Below are 18073 nucleotides of genomic sequence, written 5' to 3' on the forward strand. Positions count from 1 at the left end.
CACGGGCGCCGTGGTGATCACCAAGGTGTGTCGCGCGTATCTACGAGGCGGCGCCTGGCGTACGGGCCCATTCGGCGAGCTGTGGGACACAGCGCTCGGCGAAGTACTCGAAGTCGGCCGCGGTGTTGTACACATACGTCGACAGACGGAAGTAACCGACGCCGCCGAAGCTGGTGAAGGCCGTTTCCACAGCCAGCTCGCGGGCCACCCGGTCGCGCAGCGCGTCGGCCTCGAGGCGGGTGGTGCCGAGCCCCGCCGGAAGCCGCACCAGGCGCATGGCGCCCACCGGCATGCCGACGTCCACGGCCGCGCTCTCGCCCATGACCTCGGCGAAGGCCTCGCCGACGACGCGCTCCGCGTAGTCGGCCAGCTCGCTCATATAGGTACGGGCCCGCTCCCAGCCCCAGGTGGCCTCGATGAAGTCCACGGCGGCCGGCGCCGCCAGATAGCTGGTGGCGTCCACCGTTCCCTGGGTGTCGAACCGGTCGGGGAAGGGGTCGGCGGCGCCCCAGGAGTCGATCAGGGGATAGAGCTCCTCGCGCAGCGGGCCCCGGGCGACCAGGGCCGCGGTGCCGCGCGGCGCGCAGCCGAACTTGTGCAGATTGCCGATCCAGAAGTCACAGTCGAGCCCCGCCAGCGGGTCGGCGAGCAGGCCGGGCACATGCGCCCCGTCCACCAGCAGCGGAATGCCCCGCTCCCTGGCCGCCGCGGCGATCCGCTCCACCGGCATCCGACGGGCGGTCGCCGAGGTGATGTGGTCCAGCACGATCAGCCCGGTGGCCTCGTTCAGCTCGGCCACCAAGGCCGCGTAGGTCTGCTCCTCATCGGCGTCGAGCGGCACATGCGCGGTACGGACCGTGGCGCCCCGGCGCCGGGCCAGGCGCTCGGCCCCCATGGTCACCGCCCCGTACCCGTGGTCGGTGACCAGGATCTCGGCGCCGGACCGCAGCGGCACATTCGCGTATACGACGCTCGCCCCGCCGCTCGCGTTCGGCACCATCGCCAGGTCCTCGGGCGCGACGCGCAGAAACCCGGCCACGGCGGTCCGGGCGGCCGCGACCCGGCCCGGAAGCGTCGCGAACCACAGCACGGGGGACCGGTCCATCTCCTCGCGCAGCCGCTGCTGCTCGCGCTGCGCCATCACCGGAACCGCCCCGAAGGACCCGTGGTTGAGATGGCGCTCCCCGGGGTGCAGGGACCAAGCCTCCGCGGCGGGGCGGCCGTCGGCGAGGAGCAGGGGGCGCGGCGCAGTGCTGACGTCGGTCTCGCTCACGTGACTGGACATCTCCCAGGAATCGGGCCGAGACATCAGACATTCCTTGACGACAGGTCTGATGACTTGGCCGGTGACTTGGCCCGGGATCCTGGCACAGCAGCAAGGATGAAGGCAATAGATGAACGTCGCCGACAAGTCATCCAATGACTTGCCACGGTATCGGGGGAGAGATCTGATGACTCGATAGAGTGGGAACCTGAGGCACGGCGCCGTCGCCGAGCCACGGGGAAGGGGAATGATGTCCGCAGTCGACAAGGCCTTTCATGGCCTACGGCACATGATCGCCACGGGCCGACTGGTCGCCGGGCAGCGCATTCCGCCCGAGAACGAGCTGTGCGATGAGCTGGGGGTCTCCCGGGGTTCCCTCCGCGAGGCGGTGCGCATGCTGGCGGCCCTGGGCGTCATCGAGCCGCGCCACGGCTCGGGCACCTATGTCTCCCAGCTGCGCCCGGAGGACATCGTCGGCAGTCTCTCGCTGACCGTCGACCTGCTGCCGCTCGAGGGGCTGCTGGAGATGTTCGAGATCCGGCGCGTCCTGGAGTCCCACGCCGCGGCGCAGGCGGCCGCGCGGATGACGCCCGAGACGCTGGCCACGCTTTTTGAGTACATCGAGGCCATGGAGGCCACCGAGGACCCGACCGAGGTCTCCGAGCTCGACCACCGCTTCCACGCCGAGATCGCCCGCGTGGGCGGCAACCCCACCCTCGGCTCGCTGCTGGGGGTGTTCCGCGCGCGCTCCCGGGCCTATCAGGTGTTCACGCTGCCCGAGGGGCCCGGCATCAAGCGCTCCAGCGACGAGGACCACCGGGCGATCGCGGCCGCGCTCGCCCGGCGCGACCCGGCGGCCGCCGGGAACGCGGCCGCGGCGCATGTCGCCCACACCGAGAAGTGGCTGCACGCGTTTCTGCCCGGCCGGCCCGATGGAGCCGAGCGGGCGGACGCCGCCGGTTCGGACGCGTAGCCGGGCGCTTGCCGCCCCCGCCACGCCGCTGACCAGGCATCGGGGGACGAATCACCCCGTCGCGTAACAACTCCGTATCGGAAACGCCATTCGGTCGAGTGATCAGGCTTTACTGGTGCGCCGTAGCGAGGACATGTCATACGGGAGACTTGAGCGAGATGGGCCGACACAGCCGCCCCACCCCTGCACAGCAGGCACGTGCCACCACGATCAAGGCTGCCGCCGCGCTGGGGGTGGCGGGCACCATCGCCCTCGCTCTCCACTCGTCGCTCGGCAGCGACAAGACCGTTCAGGCCCGCTCCGATGTCAACTCCCAGCAGGCGGGGACGCCCGAGACCGACCCCACCGGCTCCGACCGGCCGAGCGGCGCGGACCGGTCCACCGGCGCGGACCGGCCCACCGGCGGGGGTCTGGCCCCCACCGCCTCCGCCGAGCCGGAGCTCGTACGGGACGGCGACGGCGGCACCTCCCGGGACGACACCTCGCGGACCCGCGAGCCGTCGCACACCCCGGCGACCGGCGCCCCCACGACCGCGCCCACGAGCGACCCCGGTTCCACGGCGCCCTCGGCCTCCGAGCCGGACACCGCGAAGCCGTCCTCGCCCAGCCAGGACCCCACCACCGACCCTGCGTCGCCCGGGGACGAGTCCGGCGGGCAGCAGTCCGGCGGTCAGCAGGACACCGACACCGGGAAGGACACCGGGAAGGGCAAGGACCGCGGGTTGGTGGGCGGTGTGATCGACGGCGTCGGCGACACGGTCGACGGCGTACTCGGCGGCCTCCTCGGCGGCTGAGCGTCACTCACGGGGGGTCCTTGAGGCCGCGCGGGTATGGTGCGGATCCGGACCAATGTGAAAATATGGGGTAACCGGGTCTGTGAGGGATGTCCGCGTGCACGACAGGATCAGCCGGACGGGTTACGAGAACATACGGCTCGACCGCACGGGTCAGGCCGAGGCGTTCGATGCCATCGGCGACCGCTACGACGAGGCCTTCCCGTACAAGGAGGGGCAGCTCGCCGCCGGACGGTGGCTGACCGACGCCCTGCCGGCCGGCTCCCGGGTGCTCGACCTCGGCTGCGGCACCGGCCTGCCGACCGCCCGGCAGCTGGTGGGCGCCGGATTCGAGGTGGTCGGCGTCGACCTCTCGCACGGGATGGTGGAGCTCGCGCGGCGCTACGTCCCCGACGCCACGTTCCACCGGCTGGACATCGCCGATCTGCGGCCGGGCGGCCCCCGGAACCTCGGCCGCTTCGACGCGGTCACGGCCTTCTTCTCCCTGCTGATGCTGCCACGCGCCGAGATCCCGCTCGCCCTGCGGACCGTACGCCACATCCTCGTGCCGGGCGGCCTGTTCGCCCTGTCGATGGTGGAGGCCGACGTGGACGACTTCTCGATCCCGTTCCTCCGCAGCACCATCCGGGTCTCCGGCTATCTCCGGGAGGACCTGCGCGCGGTCGTCCAGGCAGCCGGCTTCGAGATCACCCATGAGACCTCGTACACCTACGCCCCGGCGACCTCGGACGTGCCGCCGGAGGAGCAGATCTTCCTCACCTGCAGGAGGTCCGACTGAGGGCGGCGCCTTCCGCGGCCGCCGCAACCCATACCGACGCCACCGACGACCCCGACCGAACCGACAGCGCCATGGCTCACCGCATCCCCTGTGAAGGCCCGGAGCGGCCCGCCGCCGGGGCCGAGCGGCCGACCGCTCCCCCCGGCCGGATGGGGCGCGCCGCGTCCACGGACCGTGGGTGGCCGGCCACCCGCGGCCCCGCGACACCCGCCCGGGGCGCCCGGGACGCCCGGGGCGAGGCGGCGTACGGCGCCGGGGCGCAGACCGAGCGGCTGCGCTACCTCGACGAGGCGACCCGCCGGATCGCCCGCGGCATGGACCCGGACGAGACCCTGTGCGAACTGTGCCGGGTCGCCGCCCCCGCCTTCGCCGACGCGGCGTTGATCCACCTGTGCGACCCCCTGCCGGCCGGGGACGGGAAGCCCGCCGGGCCCGTGGCGCTGCGGCCGCACACCACCGGCCACAGACCCCGGGCTCCGGGCGCGCCCGCCGCGCCCCCGGACCCGGCCGGCCCGCAGGACCCCGGGACGGCTCCCGAGCCGGACGCCGAGCCCGGTCCCGGGCCCGACCCCGCGCCGGTGACCGTCACCGGCCGGTTCGCCGAACTGCTGCTGGCCGGGCGGCCGGTGTTCGGCGACGCGCCGGGGATCGCGCCGGCGGTGGGCCGGCTGCTACGGGGCGCCGCGCGCGGCCACGGGCCCCTCCCGCCGGCCCGGCGGTTGATCGTCGCCCCGCTGCGCGGCCGCCACCACGTCATCGGCACCGTCACGCTGCTGCGCGAGCCGGGCCGCCCCGCCTTCACCCCCGACGACCTGCTGGTCGCCTCCCAGCTCGCCACGCACACCGCCCTCGGCATCGACAAGGCGGTGCGATACGGACGCGAGGCGTCGGTCGCGGACGTGCTACAGCGCGCCATGCTCCCCTCCTCGCTGCCCGAGGCCGCCGGCATCCGCCTGGCCAGCCGCTATCTGCCCGCCTCGGAGACCGCCCGGGTCGGCGGCGACTGGTACGACGCCATCCCGCTGCCCGGCAACCGCGTCGCGCTGGTCATCGGCGACGTCATGGGCCACTCGATGACCTCTGCCGCGATCATGGGCCAGCTGCGCACCACCGTGCAGACCCTCGCCGGGCTCGACCTGCCGCCTGAGGAGATCCTGCGCCACCTCGACGAACAGGCCCAGCGCCTGGGCAGCCAGCACATCGCCACCTGCCTCTACGCCATCTACGACCCCATCGCGCACCGGTTGCAGCTGGCCAACGCCGGCCACCCGCCCCCGCTGCTGCTGCGCCCGGACGGCCGCGGGGAGGCGCTGCGGATCCCGCCCGGGGCGCCGATCGGCGTCGGTGGCGTGGTCTTCGAGTGCGTCGAGACGCACGCGCCCGCCGGAGCGAGCCTGCTGCTGTACACCGACGGCCTGGTCGAGTCCCGCGAGACCGATGTGTGGACCGGGGTGGAGTCGCTGTGTGTCCGGCTGCGCCGCGCCGTGGCCCACGCCCGCGCCCCCATGTCGCCCGAGGACCTGTGCGACCTGGTCCTGGGCCCCCTCGACCCGGGAAACCAGGACGACGATGTGGCGCTGCTCGCCGCCCGCTTCGACGGCATCCCCTGGCGCAACGTCGCCTATTGGTTCCTGGACCCCCAGCCGCGGACCGCGGGTCGGGCCCGTCGGCTGGCCCGCAGAACACTGCACCGCTGGCAGCTCGACCCCCTGATCGAGTCCACCGAGCTCATGGTCGGCGAGGTGGTGACCAACGCGGTGCGCTACGCCACCCGACCGCTGTCGCTGCGGCTGCTCCGTACGGACGTGCTCCGCTGCGAGGTGGGCGACGACTCGCCGCAGCTGCCCCGGATGCGCCACGCCCGGCTCGGCGACGAGGGCGGCCGCGGCCTGTTCCTGGTCAACCACTTCGCCGAGCGCTGGGGGGCGACGAGGCTGAGCACGGGCAAGGTGGTCTGGTTCGAGCAGCGCATCCCCGAGAGCACCGAGAACACCGACGGCACCGACAGCACCGACCGAGCTGACTCGTAAAACCACAAAGATGTTGTTTTGTAGCATTGAGCATGAATCTGATCACTCAGTGAAGGGCTCCCATCCCGCAGGAGAGGAGTGCTGAGATGACCCGCGCAGTCGGGATCGACCTGGGGACGACGAACTCCGTGGTGTGCGTTCTGGAGGGCGGCGAGCCGGCCGTCATCACCAACACCGAGGGCGCCCGGACGACCCCTTCCGTGGTGGCCTTCGCCAAGAACGGCGAGGTGCTGGTGGGCGAGGTGGCCAAGCGTCAGGCGGTGACCAACGTGGACCGCACCGCACGGTCGGTCAAGCGCCACATGGGGGAGGCGCAGTGGCGCTTCCCGGCCACCGGCGAGGTGGACGGCAGGCGCTACACCGCGCAGGAGATCTCCGCGCGTGTGCTGCAGAAGCTCAAGCGTGACGCGGAGGGCTACCTCGGCGAGGATGTGACGGAGGCGGTGGTCACCGTCCCGGCGTACTTCAACGACACCCAGCGCACCGCCACCAAGGAGGCGGGCGAGATCGCCGGCCTGAAGGTGCTGCGGATCATCAACGAGCCGACGGCGGCCGCCCTGGCCTACGGCCTGGACAAGGAGAACGATCAGACCATCCTGGTCTTCGACCTCGGCGGCGGCACCTTCGACGTCTCGCTGCTGGAGATCGGCGAGGGGGTCGTCGAGGTCAAGGCCACCAACGGCGACACCCACCTCGGCGGCGACGACTGGGACCAGCGGATCGTCGACCACCTCGTCACCCGGTTCAAGAACGGCTACGGGGTCGACCTGTCCAAGGACAAGATGGCGCTCCAGCGGCTGCGCGAGACCGCCGAGAAGGCGAAGATCGAGCTCTCCGCGGCGTCCGAGACCGCCATCAACCTTCCCTACATCACGGCGTCCGCCGAGGGCCCGCTGCATCTGGACGAGAAGCTCACCCGCGCCCAGTTCGAGCAGCTGACCGAAGATCTGCTGGATCGCTGCAAGGGGCCGTTCCATCAGGCGATCAAGGACGCCGGGATCAAGGTGTCCGACATCGACCATGTGATCCTGGTCGGCGGCTCGACGCGGATGCCCGCCGTGACCGGGCTGGTCAGGGAGTTGACCGGCAAGGATCCACACCGGGGCGTCAACCCGGACGAGGTGGTCGCGGTCGGCGCCTCGCTCCAGGCCGGTGTCCTCAGGGGCGAGGTCAAGGACGTCCTGCTGCTGGACGTCACCCCGCTGTCCCTCGGCATCGAGACCAAGGGCGGCATCATGACCAAGCTGATCGAGCGCAACACGACCATTCCGACCAAGCGCTCGGAGATCTTCACCACGGCCGAGGACAACCAGCCCTCCGTGCAGATCCAGGTGTTCCAGGGCGAGCGCGAGATCGCGGCGTACAACAAGAAGCTCGGCATGTTCGAGCTGACCGGCCTGCCGCCGGCCCCGCGCGGCGTGCCGCAGATCGAGGTCACCTTCGACATCGACGCCAACGGGATCATGCATGTGTCGGCGAAGGACCTCGGCACCGGTAGGGAACAGCGGATGACCGTCACCGGCGGCTCCGCGCTGCCGAAGGACGACATCGACCGCATGATGGGCGAGGCCGAGCAGTACGCGGACGAGGACCGCCGCAAGCGCGAGGCGGCCGAGACCCGCAACTCCGCCGAGTCCCTTGTCTACAACACCGAGAAGCTGCTGCGCGACCAGGCGGACAAGGTGCCGCAGGACGTGCGGCAGGAGACCGAGGCGGCGATCGCCGAGCTGAAGGAGGCGCTGAAGGGCGAGGACTCCGGCCGGATCCGCGCGGCCACCGACAAGGCCGCCGCGACCGCGCAGAAGATCGGCACGGCCATGTACGCCCGGGCCGGGGCCCAGGGCGACGCCGCCGGGTCGGCCGGCGGCGCGGGCCCGGACCACGGCGCCGACGATGACGTCGTCGAGGCGGAGATCGTCGACGAGGACAGGCCCAGGGAAGACAGGTCCAAGGAGGACAGGCCCAAGGGGGACACCGGATGACCGACCCCCTGCCACCCCGGGACGGCGATCCGGCGGGTCCGGCGAGCGGCTTAACCCGTGGGCGTGGCCGGGCCGAGCCGGGCGGCGGTGCCCTGACGGCCGCCGTGGCGCTGACCGTGGCCACCGGGTCGATGGACGCGGTCAGCTTTCTCGCGCTCGGCGGTGTCTTCACCAGCGTGATGACCGCGAACCTGTCGCTGCTCGGCATGTCGGCGGGGACCCGCGACGCCGCGCTCGCCGGCCACGCCGCCGTCGCGGTCAGCGGCTATGTCCTGGGCGCGCTGGTGAGCGGCCGGATCGTCAGCGGGCCCGCCAAGAGGCGGCTGGCCCGCCACGCGCTCGGCGTGGAACTGCTGGCGCTCGGCGTCCTGTGGGCGCTGTGGGCGGCGGCCGACGGCCACCCCGACGCGGGGTGGCGGCAGGGGCTGCTGGCCCTGGCCGCCCTGGCCATGGGAGGGCAGAGCGCGTTGGTGCGCGCCGTCGCGCCGTCCGGGATCTCCACCACGTACTTCACCGGCATGCTGACCGGCCTGCTGGCCGACCTCGCCATCACCGGCCGGGTGCGCGGGTCCAGCGCGGCGCTGCTGGCCGCCCTGGTCGCGGGGGCGGTCGGGGGAGGGTTTCTGCTCACCCTGGCGCCGCGGGCCGCGCCCGCGCTGCCGACCGGGCTGGTCGCCGCCGTCTGGCTGGGCTCCCTCGTGGGCTCGGCCGGCGGCGACGGGGGAGAGGAGACTCAGGGCTGAGTGCCGAGCTGGTCGGCCAGACAGGCCAGGTACAGGGCGAGCGTGGTGCGGTGGTCGCGTAATGGGCGGCCACTGATCTGCTCGATCTTGTTCATTCGGTAGACGAGGGTGTTGCGGTGGATGTGCAGCGCCGAGGAGGCGCGCACTAAGTTGAAGCCGTTCTCGCACCAGGCCACCACGGTGTCCCGGAGCACCGGCCAGTCCGGCTGCTCGCGCAGGTCCGCGGCGGTGAGCGCCAGCAGCCGGGTGCGGGTGTGATGGCCGGCGGCCGAGAGCAGCTGGTGCGCGCGCAGGTCGGAGACGAGGTGCACCGGCAGCTCGGGTGCGACACGGGCCCCCAGACGCAGCGCGTCGCACGCGTCCTGGTACGAGTCGTGCAGACCGCCGACCGAGGTGGCGGGCTCCCCGATCCCGACCCGGGCCGCCAGCCCGTGCTGGACACCCACGAGATCCGCCAGCCGTTGACAGGACGTCATCACCCGGCTGGCCGACCCCTGTTCCGGCAGCCGGTGCAGCACCCCGATCCACCCCGGCGCCGCCCCCGCGACGACGTCCTGCGGATCGGCGAACACCTCCCGCACGGTGCGCAGCAGCTCCGAGCGGACCAGCGAGGTGTCCGGCACCGGCGGCCCGGCGCGATGGCGGGCGCCGCTCGTCCCGCCGGACGTGGACACCTCGACGGCCACCGCGATCCGGCGCAGACGCAGATCGAAGCCCACCTCGGCGGCGCGGAAGACGACGAAGTCCGGCTCGACGACCTCGGCGTCGTACGTGGCGACATCCGCGAGCAGATCCTCCAGCACCCGCTCCCTGACCACCCGTGAGCGCAGCACGGCCGACTCGCGTAACAGGATTTCCGTCTGCCGCTTGACCACCAGTCCGAAGCGCCGCACCTGGGCGGGCGTACCCGTGATGCCGACCGTGCCCACCGCGTGTCCGTCCATGACCAGCGGCAGTGTCACCCCGGCGCGCACCCCCTTCAGCTCCTGCGCCTGCGTGGCGGTGTGCGTGGCGGCCACCTGGGTGCGCATCACCTCCACGGAGGCCTCGTGGAAGGTGCCGACGCGGCTGCTGTCACCGCTGCCGATGACGATGCCCTCGCTGTCGGTGATGAGGACGTTCAAACCGATGACCGCGGAGGTGTCCCCGGCGATCTCCTGGGCGAGTGAGGGGCTGAGCACGAACTGGATCCTCCGGCCGGTGGGCTGGACGCACCGTACAGCGCCACGGCCCCGGCTCGCCACATATTCGTACGGAGTGACCAATGACCTCGCGGCTCCGCCACCGCCACCGGCCTCGGGCCACCGGCGAGTGAGCCGCACATCGAACAGCCCGCCGCACACCACCCGCTTTGGAGCGGTCATATGAAGCTCCATAAGATGCCGCGGTGATCATAAAGAAACGCCTGGCGACAGGCGCCTTCGGGCTGCTCGCGGCCCTGGCCTGCGGCCTGTTGTCCCCCGCCGCGGCCTTCGCCGACGACGAAGCGGCCCGTGAGTCCCCCAAAGTCGAACTGGTCCTGGACGTCAGCGGTTCGATGCGCGCCCGCGACGTCGACGGCATGTCCCGCATGGCCGCGGCCAAACAGGCGTTCAACGAGGTTCTGGACGCCGTGCCCGACGAGGTGCGGCTCGGTATACGCACACTTGGCGCCACCTACCCCGGCAAGGACCGCGAGACCGGCTGCCTGGACAGCGAACAGCTCTACCCCGTCGGCAAGGTGGACCGCACCGAGGCCAAGACCGCCGTCGCCACGCTGCGCCCCACCGGCTGGACGCCCATCGGCCTCGCCCTGCGCGGCGCGTCCAAGGACCTCGCGGGTGGCGACGCCACCCGCCGGATCGTGCTCATCACCGACGGCGAGGACTCCTGCGGACAGCCCGACCCGTGCGACGTGGCCCGGGAACTGGCCGCCGAGGGGACCCATCTGGTCGTCGACACGCTCGGGCTGACCCTGGACCGCAAGGTCCGGGACCAGCTCAGCTGCATCGCCGAGGCCACCGGTGGCACCTACACCGCGGTCCAGCACACCGACCAGCTCTCCACCCGCATCAAGCAGCTGGTACGGCGCTCCGCGGACACCCCGGTCCAGACCCCGACCGCGGTACAGGGCGCCGAGGCGTGCGCCCAGGCCCCCGTGCTCGGCGCGGGCCTCTACAACGACCGTGAGGGCTTCGGCGAGCACCGCTGGTACCGGGTGAAGGTCGCCCCCGGCCAGGAGCTGCGGGCCTCGGCGACCGTGGGCGCCGACCGCGCCGTCGACCCGGACTACGGCGTGCTGGTGCGGGCGGTGACCGAGCGCGGCCGCGAGCTGGTGCGCGGCAGCGAGGCGGGCAGCGGCCGCACCGACGTCATCTCGACCGGGCTGCGCTACCCGGTGGCAGAGGGGCGCGAGGTGGAGGACAGCACGCCGCGCACGATCTGCCTCGAGGTGAGCCAGTCGTTCTCCGCGCCCGCCTCCGTCAAGCGCACCCCCGGACTGCCCGTCGAACTGGCCGTGAACATCGTCGACGCCGGCGACCCGCCCGGTGACGTGGCCGCCTTCGGCCTCGGCCGCGGCTGGGTGCTGCTGGCCGTGCTCACCGTCACCGGGCTGCTCGTGGGACTGCTGTGGGGCTGGCTGGCCCGTTGGCGCGTCACCGTCTGGAGGACCAACTGATGCGTGCCCTACGTACCGCGGGCGCCGCGTTCGCGCTCTGTGCCGCCCTGCTCGCCACCGCGCCCGCGGCGGCCGCCGACGCGTCCCCGAGCGCGAGCGCGGGCACGGACGGCGGCGACGGACCCTCCGAGGCGGGCACCGGCTTCCGGACCGCCACGGCGATCGAGCAGGGGCAGACCGCCACCGCGGCGGCGTCGGCCGGCGACTACCTCTACTGGGTGTTCCCCGCTGCGGCCGGGCAGGTCCCCACCGTCAAGGCCACCGTCAAGCTGCCCGAGGCGCAGGCCCGGCACGGCAGGACCACCTGGCAGCTCGATGTCTACGACGGGCTGCGCCGCCGCCAGGCCTGCACCTCGGGCAGCCAGACCGCGACCGCGGCCCAGCAGGACGCCTCCCTGGACCTCAGCTGCCGGCTGCGCCGGGTGCGCCCCTGGTCCGAGGCCTGGGCCAACGATCCGCTGCCGGGGTCGTACTACGTCCGTTTGACGGTCGTGAACCTGCCGGAACAGGACCTCGGGCTGCCCTTCACCACCGAGGTCACCGCGTCCACCCGGGACGCCGGCGGGAAGCACGCGGAGGGTGGCGAGCTCTCCCCGCTGACCCCGGCCGTGCGGGCCGGGGCGACCCGGGCGCCGGACGCGGAGCCGAGCCCGGACGGGGCCGAGCCGTCGGCCGGGGAGGACGCGTCGTCACACACCGCGGCCGAGCCGAACGGCGGCTGGGGTTCGGGCTGGTGGTCGGACCGCTGGGTGTGGACCGTGGTGGGCGGCGCCCTGGGGGCGCTCGCGGGGGTGGGCGGCTACGCGCTCACCCGCGGCCGCGGCTCCTCCCGCCGCCCACCGGCCGCCGAGTGAACGGCGCCAACTCGGTCACCGGCCGAACGCCCACCGGCTGAACGGCATGCACCGCCCCTCGCCCCGGCGAGTGGCGGTGCGCGCCGACCGGGCGTCGCCGTGGGCGCACGTGGCCGTGGACACACGGGGATCAGTCGCGGATCCCGATCGTGATCGCCGCCAGGACGGCGGCGATCAGCAGCGTGGCCACCCCGTAGATCACGCGATGGGACCGCAGCCCGGGGACCAGGGCGTCCACGGCGATCCGGCCCGGTCCGCTCAGCGCGAGCCCCGCCGCCCCCACCCCGATGAGCAGGGGAAACTCAAAGCCGCCGAAGAACCCCAATGGCCACACGACATTGACCGCGTTGGCCATCGTGCCGGCCACGGCGGCACCCGCGAGCGGTGTGAGCAGGCCCACGGCCAGTCCCAGGCCGCCGAACGTCTCCGCGATACCGGCCACCACCGCCATGAACTCGGGCACGGGATAGCCGAACTTCTCAAAGGCCCGGCCCGTGTTCTCGATCCCCAGGCCGCCCCACCAGCCGAACAGATGCTGCGCGCCCCGCGCGGCGACGATCAACCCGACCCCCAGACGTATCACCAGCAGGCCCACGTCGTGGGCCACCAGCACATGGGGCGAGGAGCGCGGTGAGGACACGTCGTTCGGGGGAGGGGTGTGATGGTTGGCAGACATGGCGCCCTCGTCTGGTCGGGTGCGTAACTCAGACAACACATGAACCGGATCCGGAAACACGCCTTGTGTCAAATATGCCCCGAATGGGGGGAGCGCTCAACTCGGAGGTCAGTCGCCGTGGTCATAGACGGTGACCGGGATCCCGCGCGCCACCAACCGCTCCGTTATCAGCGGCTCGATCCGCTCCCAGCGCCCGCCGGCCAGCCCGCAGCCGATGCGCGGCATATGGACCGACGCCCCCAGCTCGGCGGCCTTCGCCGCGACCGGGCCCAGCGCCGCGCCGATCGCCTCGTACCGCACCGGCACCCCCTTGCTGCCCGGGCGCATCCCGCGCTGGCCGACCATATTGGCCACCCACACATACTGGCTCACCTGCACGAACTGGACCGCGCCCAGGCCGAAGTCATTGCGCGCGCGTTCGCGGTGCCAGCGCCGGTAGGCCTCCTCCGGCTCCGGCCAGCGCCGGGAGACGGCCAGCACAAAACCCTTCCCCCAGCCGCCCAGGTCATTGCAGACATGGGCGATGATCTTCTTTCCCTTCCCCTGCGGCGCGGTGGCGTCCCCGCGCACATACTCGATCGCTGCCATAATCCGCAGGTTACGGCCCGGCACCGACAGCCCCCGGCGAGAGCGGAGAAGATGACCACGCAGCCCCCCACCGCCGACGAGGAGCTCATCCAGGCCGCGGCCCATGTCGCGCGGACCTACTGCCGGGGCGACGACCACACCGTGGCCGCCGCCGCGCGCGCCGCCGACGGCCGTGTCATCACGGCGGTGAACGCCTACCACTTCACCGGAGGCCCGTGCGCGGAGATGGTGGCCGTCGGCGCCGCGGCGGCCCAGGGCGCCTACGAGCTGGTCAGGATGGTCGCGGTGGGCGACCGCGAGCGCGGGGTGGTACCGCCGTGCGGCCGCTGCCGCCAGTTCCTGTTCGACTACTTCCCCACGCTCGAAGTCATCGTCGGCACCGTCGACCGGCCGCGCACCGTCCCCGTCGCCGAGCTGCTGCCCGACACCTACGTCTGGGCGGACCACCAGAACGACGGTAAGGGCGCCAAGAGCGCTGAGGGCGGCCCGGGCCAGGGGTGAGCCCCGCGACGGGCCGGGTCACCCCCGGACCTCCAGCCGGGACGGCGCGGCCCGGCCTGCGGCAGTGGCTTCCGGTGGCAGGCGCAGGCCGTGGCGGCCCGGGGTGATCGACCCGAGCACGCTGGGGTGGCGGGCGCCGGTGCAGGCCGGTACCGTGCCGGCCAGCCCATGGGCGGTCAGAAAGCCGAGGACGGCGAAGGCGTATGCCTCCTTGGCGGCCGAGGGGAGGCCCAGCTCGTCCGAGGTGCGCAGCGGGACGGGCCCCAGGGCCCGGCGCAGGGCGGCCAGCAGCGTGGGGTTGCGGGTGCCGCCCCCCGAGGCGATGACCTCGCCCGCCCCGGCGGAGCGCACCGCGTCTGCCACGGTGGCGGCGGTGAGCTCGGTGAGGGTGGCGACCACATCGTCGGCGGGGAGTGGGCCCGGACCCGCGAGCGCGGCCTGGAGATAGGGCAGGTGGAAGAGCTCCTTGCCGGTCGTCTTGGGGGCGGGCCGCGCGTAGTACGGCTCCGCCAGCAGCCGGCCCAGCAGCGGGCCGTGGACCGTGCCGCGCGCGGCCATCGCGCCGTCCTCGTCGTAGTCGAGCCGGCCACCCGTCAGATGGCGCACCGCCGCGTCGATGAGCGCGTTGCCCGGCCCGGTGTCGTACGCGAGGGGTTCCCCGCCGCCGTCCGGCACCACGGTGACGTTGGCGATGCCGCCGAGGTTCAGCGCCACGCACCCGCCGGGCCGTCCGCGCAGCCACAGGGTGTCGACGACGCTCACCAGGGGCGCCCCCTGCCCGCCCGCGGCGATGTCGCGGCTGCGCAGATCGGAGACGACCGGGTGGCCCGTGGCCTCGGCGATCCAGGCGGGCCGCCCCAGCTGGAGGGTGCCGTACGCCCGGCCGTCCGCCACCCAGTGGTAGACGGTCTGCCCGTGCGAGCTGATGAGCTCGGCGCGCCCGTCGCACAGCTCCCGGTCGGCCCGGACGGCGAGGGAGGCGAACGCCTGGCCGATGCGCGTGTCGAGCTCGCACACGGCCCGCAGGGTCGTCGGCGCCGGTGGCAGCGCGGCGCTCAGCGCTTCGCGCAGCTCCTCCTCGTACGGGGCGCTGACCAGGCCCAGCGGGGTCAGCACAAGCCGGTCCCCGTCGAGGGCCAGATCGGCGGCCGCGGCGTCGATGGCGTCGTACGACGTGCCCGACATCAGCCCGATCACCCGCACCGGCCGACTCCCTTTCCGTCCTCCTGCCCGTCCTCCTGTCCATCCCCCGGCCCGTCTCCTGCCCCGTCCGGGCGCGGTGTCTCGCCCTGCCGCGCCCGGTGGCCTTCGCGCAGCGGGCCGCGGTGGTCGTCCCCGCGCAGGGTGAGGAGCGCCAGGAGGCTGATGGCGCAGGTCACCGTGGTGTAGTACGCGGGGATGTCCACCTCGCCGGTCCGCTCGATGGTCTTGGTGATGATGAGCCCGGCGCAGCCGGAGAAGACGGCGTTCGACAGCGCGTACGCCAGGCCGAGCCCGGTGTAGCGGACCCGGGTCGGGAACATCTCCGCCAGCATGGCCGGGCCGGGGCCGGCCATCAGCCCGACCGCTGCCCCGGCGGCGAACACCGCCGGCCCCTTGACGAGGTTCGAACGATCCGCGTCCTGCAACAGGTCCAGCAGCGGGATCGCCGAGACGGCCACCAGCGCGGCCCCGGACACCATCACCGGCCGTCTGCCGATCCGGTCGCTGAGCCACCCGGCCGGGATGATGGAGGCGGCGAAGCCCAGATTGGCCACCACGGTCGCGATCAGCGCCTGCCGGAAGCTGGCCCCCAAGGTGCTCTGCAGATACGACGGCAGGACGACGAGGAAGGTGTAACCGGCCGCAGCCCAGCCCATGATGCGCCCGGCGCCCAGGACAATGGCCCGCGCCACCTCGGCCACGGGCGGAGCCGGCAGGGGCGCGGCCGCGCCACCGGTCTGCTCCTCGGCGTCCCTGGTGCCCCCGGCGCCACGGAAGGCGGGGGTCTCCTCGAGCCGCAGCCGCAGCCACAGGGCGCCGAGGCCCATCGGCAGCGTCAGGACGAAGGGCAGCCGCCAGCCCCAGTCGTTCAGCGCCTGCTCGCTCAACACCGTGGCCAGCAGCGCGGCCACGCCGGCCCCGCCCAGCAGGCCCAGCGCCACGGTGAAGGACTGCCACGCTCCGTACAGCCCGCGCCGCCCGGCAGGAGCGAACTCCGTCATGATCGAGACCGCCCCGCCGAACTCGCCGCCCGCGGACAGCCCTTGCAGCACCCTCAGAAAGGTGAGCAGCCACGGCGCGGCCGCGCCCACCGTGTCGTAGGTGGGAAGCAGCCCGATCAGCGTGGTGGCCGCGGTCATCAGCAGCACCACGGAGATCAGGACGGGGCGGCGGCCGATCCGGTCGCCGAGGCGGCCGAAGACGGCGGCGCCGATCGGCCGGAAGAAGAAGGCCAGCGCGAAGGACGCATAGGTCTTGACCAGGCCCTCGAGGTCGTTTCCTCCCTCGGGGGTGAAGAAGTTCGCGGCGATGACCGTCGCGAAGTAGCCGTAGACGCCGAACTCGTACCACTCGATGAAGTTGCCCACCGACCCCGCCACCAGGGCGCGGCGCGTCGGGCGGACGGCCTCCCCGGGTGTCCGGGGCGGATCCGGTATGGATACGGTCACCTGTGTTTCCCTCCAGCCGTCGTGGTCCTCGCACGGTCAGAAGCCGGTTTCCGTTTCCTGATTCCCCCGTTTCCCGATTCTTCACCGGGGCGCCGCCGATCACATCACGCCCCGGCGCGGCCTCACTTCCCGGTCTCGCTCCGGTCGCCGGACCACTCGGTGTGGAAGACGCCCTCGCGGTCGGCGCGCCGGTAGGTGTGGGCGCCGAAGAAGTCCCGCAGCCCCTGGATGAGGGCGGCGGGCAGGCGGTCGGCGCGCAGCGCGTCGTAGTAGGCGAGCGCGGAGGAGAACCCGGGCGTGGGGATCCCCTGCTGGGCGGCGGTGGTGACCACGGCCCGCCACGCGTCCTGCGCCTCGCCGAGCTGACGGGCGAACCGCTCGTCGGCGAGCAGTGTGGGCAGCGCGGGTTCGGCCGCGTACGCGCTGCGGATCTCGTCCAGGAAGCCGGCCCGGATGATGCAGCCGCCGCGCCAGATCTTGGCCACCGCGCCCAGGTCGATGTCCCAGCCGAACTGGTCGGCCGCGGCCTGGATCATGTTCCAGCCCTGTGCGTACGAGACGATCTTCGACGCGTACAGGGCCTGCTCGACCCGGTCGACCAGGCGGTCGGCGTCCGCCCCGGCCAGGGCGGCCCCCTGCGGTCCCGACAGCTGCCGGGCGGCCGCGCGCAGACCGGTGTGGCCGGACAGCGAGCGCGCGAAGACGGCCTCGGCGATGCCGGGCACCGGCGCGCCCACGTCGAGCGCGATCTGCACGGTCCAGCGGCCGGTGCCCTTCTGTTCGGCGGCGTCGGCGACGATGTCGACGAACGGCTTGCCGGTTTCCCGGTCGGTGTGGGCGAGGACCTCGGCGGTGATCTCGATGAGGTAGGAGTTCAGCATGCCGGTGTTCCAGCGGCGGAAGGTGTCCGCGATCTGCGCGGGGGTGTGTCCCGCCGCACGCCGCAGCAGGTCGTACGCCTCGGCGATCAGCTGCATGTCGGCGTACTCGATGCCGTTGTGCACCATCTTGACGAAGTGTCCGGCGCCGTCCGAGCCGATGTGGGTGCAGCACGGCTCGCCGTCGACATGCGCGCTGATCGTCTCCAGCATCGGCCCGACCTCGGCGTAGGCCTCCGCCGACCCGCCGGGCATGATGGAGGGGCCGTGCAGCGCGCCCTCCTCGCCGCCGGAGATGCCCGTGCCGACGAAGTGGATGCCTCTCTCGCGCAGCGCGGCCTCGCGGCGGCGGGTGTCCTCGAAGTGGGCGTTGCCGCCGTCGATGACGATGTCCCCGGGGTCCAGCAGCGGCACGAACTCGTCGATCACCGCGTCGGTCGGCTCGCCCGCCTTCACCATCACCACCAGCCGCCGGGGCCGCTCCAGCGCGGCCACGAAGTCCGCGGGCCTCTCGGCCGGCACGAACGAGCCCTCGTGCCCGAACTCCTCGATCAGGGCGCGGGTGCGGGTGGGGGTCCGGTTGTGCACCGCGACGGTGTAGCCGTGCCGGGCGAAGTTGCGGGCGAGGTTGCTGCCCATGACGGCGAGCCCTGTGACTCCGATGGAGGCAGAGGCCGACACAGAGGGTGCCATTGCTGTTCC

Annotated in this window: 16 protein-coding genes; 9 read left to right on the forward strand and 7 right to left on the reverse strand. The window is 72.9% G+C overall.

Annotated features, from left to right (window positions below):
• Positions 1–40: 40 nt before the first annotated feature.
• The gene (locus ACWY4P_RS50455; protein ID WP_456207531.1) at positions 41–1273 is read right to left on the reverse strand and encodes an aminotransferase class V-fold PLP-dependent enzyme; all 1233 of its coding nucleotides are present in this window, start codon (positions 1271–1273) and stop codon (positions 41–43) included.
• A gap of 241 nt (positions 1274–1514) precedes the next feature.
• Here ACWY4P_RS50455 and ACWY4P_RS50460 point away from each other — a divergent pair, with 241 nt between their 5' ends.
• The 6 genes from ACWY4P_RS50460 (at position 1515) to ACWY4P_RS50485 (ending at position 8564) form a co-directional block, all read left to right on the forward strand.
• On the forward strand, positions 1515–2237 hold the full coding sequence (locus ACWY4P_RS50460) for a FadR/GntR family transcriptional regulator (RefSeq protein ID WP_456213320.1): 723 nt from the start codon (positions 1515–1517) through the stop codon (positions 2235–2237).
• Between the two features lie 158 nt (positions 2238–2395).
• On the forward strand, positions 2396–3031 hold the full coding sequence (locus ACWY4P_RS50465) for an extensin (protein ID WP_456207532.1): 636 nt from the start codon (positions 2396–2398) through the stop codon (positions 3029–3031).
• Positions 3032–3128: 97 nt separating this feature from the next.
• The gene (locus tag ACWY4P_RS50470; RefSeq protein ID WP_456207533.1) at positions 3129–3809 is read left to right on the forward strand and encodes a class I SAM-dependent DNA methyltransferase; all 681 of its coding nucleotides are present in this window, start codon (positions 3129–3131) and stop codon (positions 3807–3809) included.
• A gap of 71 nt (positions 3810–3880) precedes the next feature.
• Positions 3881–5839 (forward strand): SpoIIE family protein phosphatase, encoded by a 1959-nt coding sequence (locus ACWY4P_RS50475; protein WP_456207534.1) that lies wholly within the window; start codon positions 3881–3883, stop codon positions 5837–5839.
• Between the two features lie 86 nt (positions 5840–5925).
• Positions 5926–7821: a molecular chaperone DnaK gene (dnaK, locus tag ACWY4P_RS50480; protein WP_456207535.1), complete on the forward strand. Its 1896-nt coding sequence runs from the start codon at positions 5926–5928 to the stop codon at positions 7819–7821.
• Positions 7818–8564 (forward strand): YoaK family protein, encoded by a 747-nt coding sequence (locus ACWY4P_RS50485; protein ID WP_456207536.1) that lies wholly within the window; start codon positions 7818–7820, stop codon positions 8562–8564. Before dnaK ends, ACWY4P_RS50485 begins: the two co-directional genes overlap by 4 nt.
• Here the strand turns inward: ACWY4P_RS50485 and ACWY4P_RS50490 are convergent.
• Positions 8555–9928, reverse strand: a complete 1374-nt coding sequence (locus tag ACWY4P_RS50490; protein ID WP_456207537.1) for a CdaR family transcriptional regulator — start codon at positions 9926–9928, stop codon at positions 8555–8557. The genes ACWY4P_RS50485 and ACWY4P_RS50490 overlap by 10 nt on opposite strands.
• A 23-nt stretch (positions 9929–9951) precedes the next feature.
• On the opposite strand from ACWY4P_RS50490, the gene ACWY4P_RS50495 reads away from it, so the two are divergent.
• Together ACWY4P_RS50495 and ACWY4P_RS50500 are read left to right on the forward strand one after the other, a co-directional pair.
• Entirely contained in the window at positions 9952–11223 is a 1272-nt protein-coding gene (locus tag ACWY4P_RS50495; RefSeq protein ID WP_456207538.1) for a VWA domain-containing protein, read from the forward strand.
• Positions 11223–12077, forward strand: coding sequence for a hypothetical protein (locus tag ACWY4P_RS50500; protein WP_456207539.1), 855 nt, complete (start codon positions 11223–11225; stop codon positions 12075–12077). Before ACWY4P_RS50495 ends, ACWY4P_RS50500 begins: the two co-directional genes overlap by 1 nt.
• Before the next feature lie 130 nt (positions 12078–12207).
• Here the strand turns inward: ACWY4P_RS50500 and ACWY4P_RS50505 are convergent, their stop codons facing one another.
• Together ACWY4P_RS50505 and ACWY4P_RS50510 are read right to left on the reverse strand one after the other, a co-directional pair.
• Positions 12208–12753 carry a DoxX family protein gene (locus ACWY4P_RS50505; protein ID WP_456207540.1) on the reverse strand — a complete coding sequence of 182 codons (546 nt, stop codon included), beginning with the start codon at positions 12751–12753 and terminating at the stop codon, positions 12208–12210.
• 108 nt (positions 12754–12861) lie between these two features.
• Positions 12862–13341: a macro domain-containing protein gene (locus ACWY4P_RS50510; protein WP_456207541.1), complete on the reverse strand. Its 480-nt coding sequence runs from the start codon at positions 13339–13341 to the stop codon at positions 12862–12864.
• Positions 13342–13392: 51 nt separating this feature from the next.
• On the opposite strand from ACWY4P_RS50510, the gene ACWY4P_RS50515 reads away from it, so the two are divergent.
• Positions 13393–13842: a cytidine deaminase gene (locus tag ACWY4P_RS50515; RefSeq protein WP_456207542.1), complete on the forward strand. Its 450-nt coding sequence runs from the start codon at positions 13393–13395 to the stop codon at positions 13840–13842.
• A gap of 18 nt (positions 13843–13860) precedes the next feature.
• On the opposite strand, the gene ACWY4P_RS50520 is transcribed toward ACWY4P_RS50515, so the two are convergent.
• From ACWY4P_RS50520 to gndA, 3 genes are all read right to left on the reverse strand, one after another.
• Positions 13861–15045, reverse strand: coding sequence for an anhydro-N-acetylmuramic acid kinase (locus ACWY4P_RS50520; RefSeq protein WP_456207543.1), 1185 nt, complete (start codon positions 15043–15045; stop codon positions 13861–13863).
• Positions 15036–16493 carry an MFS transporter gene (locus ACWY4P_RS50525; RefSeq protein ID WP_456207544.1) on the reverse strand — a complete coding sequence of 486 codons (1458 nt, stop codon included), beginning with the start codon at positions 16491–16493 and terminating at the stop codon, positions 15036–15038. The genes ACWY4P_RS50520 and ACWY4P_RS50525 overlap by 10 nt, the downstream gene beginning before the upstream one ends.
• 122 nt (positions 16494–16615) lie before the next feature.
• Positions 16616–18052, reverse strand: coding sequence for an NADP-dependent phosphogluconate dehydrogenase (gndA, locus tag ACWY4P_RS50530; RefSeq protein WP_456213321.1), 1437 nt, complete (start codon positions 18050–18052; stop codon positions 16616–16618).
• Positions 18053–18073: the final 21 nt, after the last annotated feature.

The sequence above is a fragment of the Streptomyces sp. LZ34 genome (genome assembly GCF_053890475.1).

Excerpts from the sequence above, each read along its gene's own strand:
- ACWY4P_RS50490 (WP_456207537.1), bottom strand. The coding sequence starts at position 9,928 with ATGACCGCTCCAAAGCGGGTGGTGTGCGGCGGGCTGTTCGATGTGCGG.
- ACWY4P_RS50485 (WP_456207536.1), top strand. The coding sequence starts at position 7,818 with ATGACCGACCCCCTGCCACCCCGGGACGGCGATCCGGCGGGTCCGGCG.
- ACWY4P_RS50510 (WP_456207541.1), bottom strand. The coding sequence starts at position 13,341 with ATGGCAGCGATCGAGTATGTGCGCGGGGACGCCACCGCGCCGCAGGGG.
- dnaK (WP_456207535.1), top strand. The coding sequence starts at position 5,926 with ATGACCCGCGCAGTCGGGATCGACCTGGGGACGACGAACTCCGTGGTG.
- ACWY4P_RS50465 (WP_456207532.1), top strand. The coding sequence starts at position 2,396 with ATGGGCCGACACAGCCGCCCCACCCCTGCACAGCAGGCACGTGCCACC.
- ACWY4P_RS50475 (WP_456207534.1), top strand. The coding sequence starts at position 3,881 with ATGGCTCACCGCATCCCCTGTGAAGGCCCGGAGCGGCCCGCCGCCGGG.
- ACWY4P_RS50500 (WP_456207539.1), top strand. The coding sequence starts at position 11,223 with ATGCGTGCCCTACGTACCGCGGGCGCCGCGTTCGCGCTCTGTGCCGCC.
- ACWY4P_RS50515 (WP_456207542.1), top strand. The coding sequence starts at position 13,393 with ATGACCACGCAGCCCCCCACCGCCGACGAGGAGCTCATCCAGGCCGCG.
- ACWY4P_RS50460 (WP_456213320.1), top strand. The coding sequence starts at position 1,515 with ATGTCCGCAGTCGACAAGGCCTTTCATGGCCTACGGCACATGATCGCC.
- ACWY4P_RS50505 (WP_456207540.1), bottom strand. The coding sequence starts at position 12,753 with ATGTCTGCCAACCATCACACCCCTCCCCCGAACGACGTGTCCTCACCG.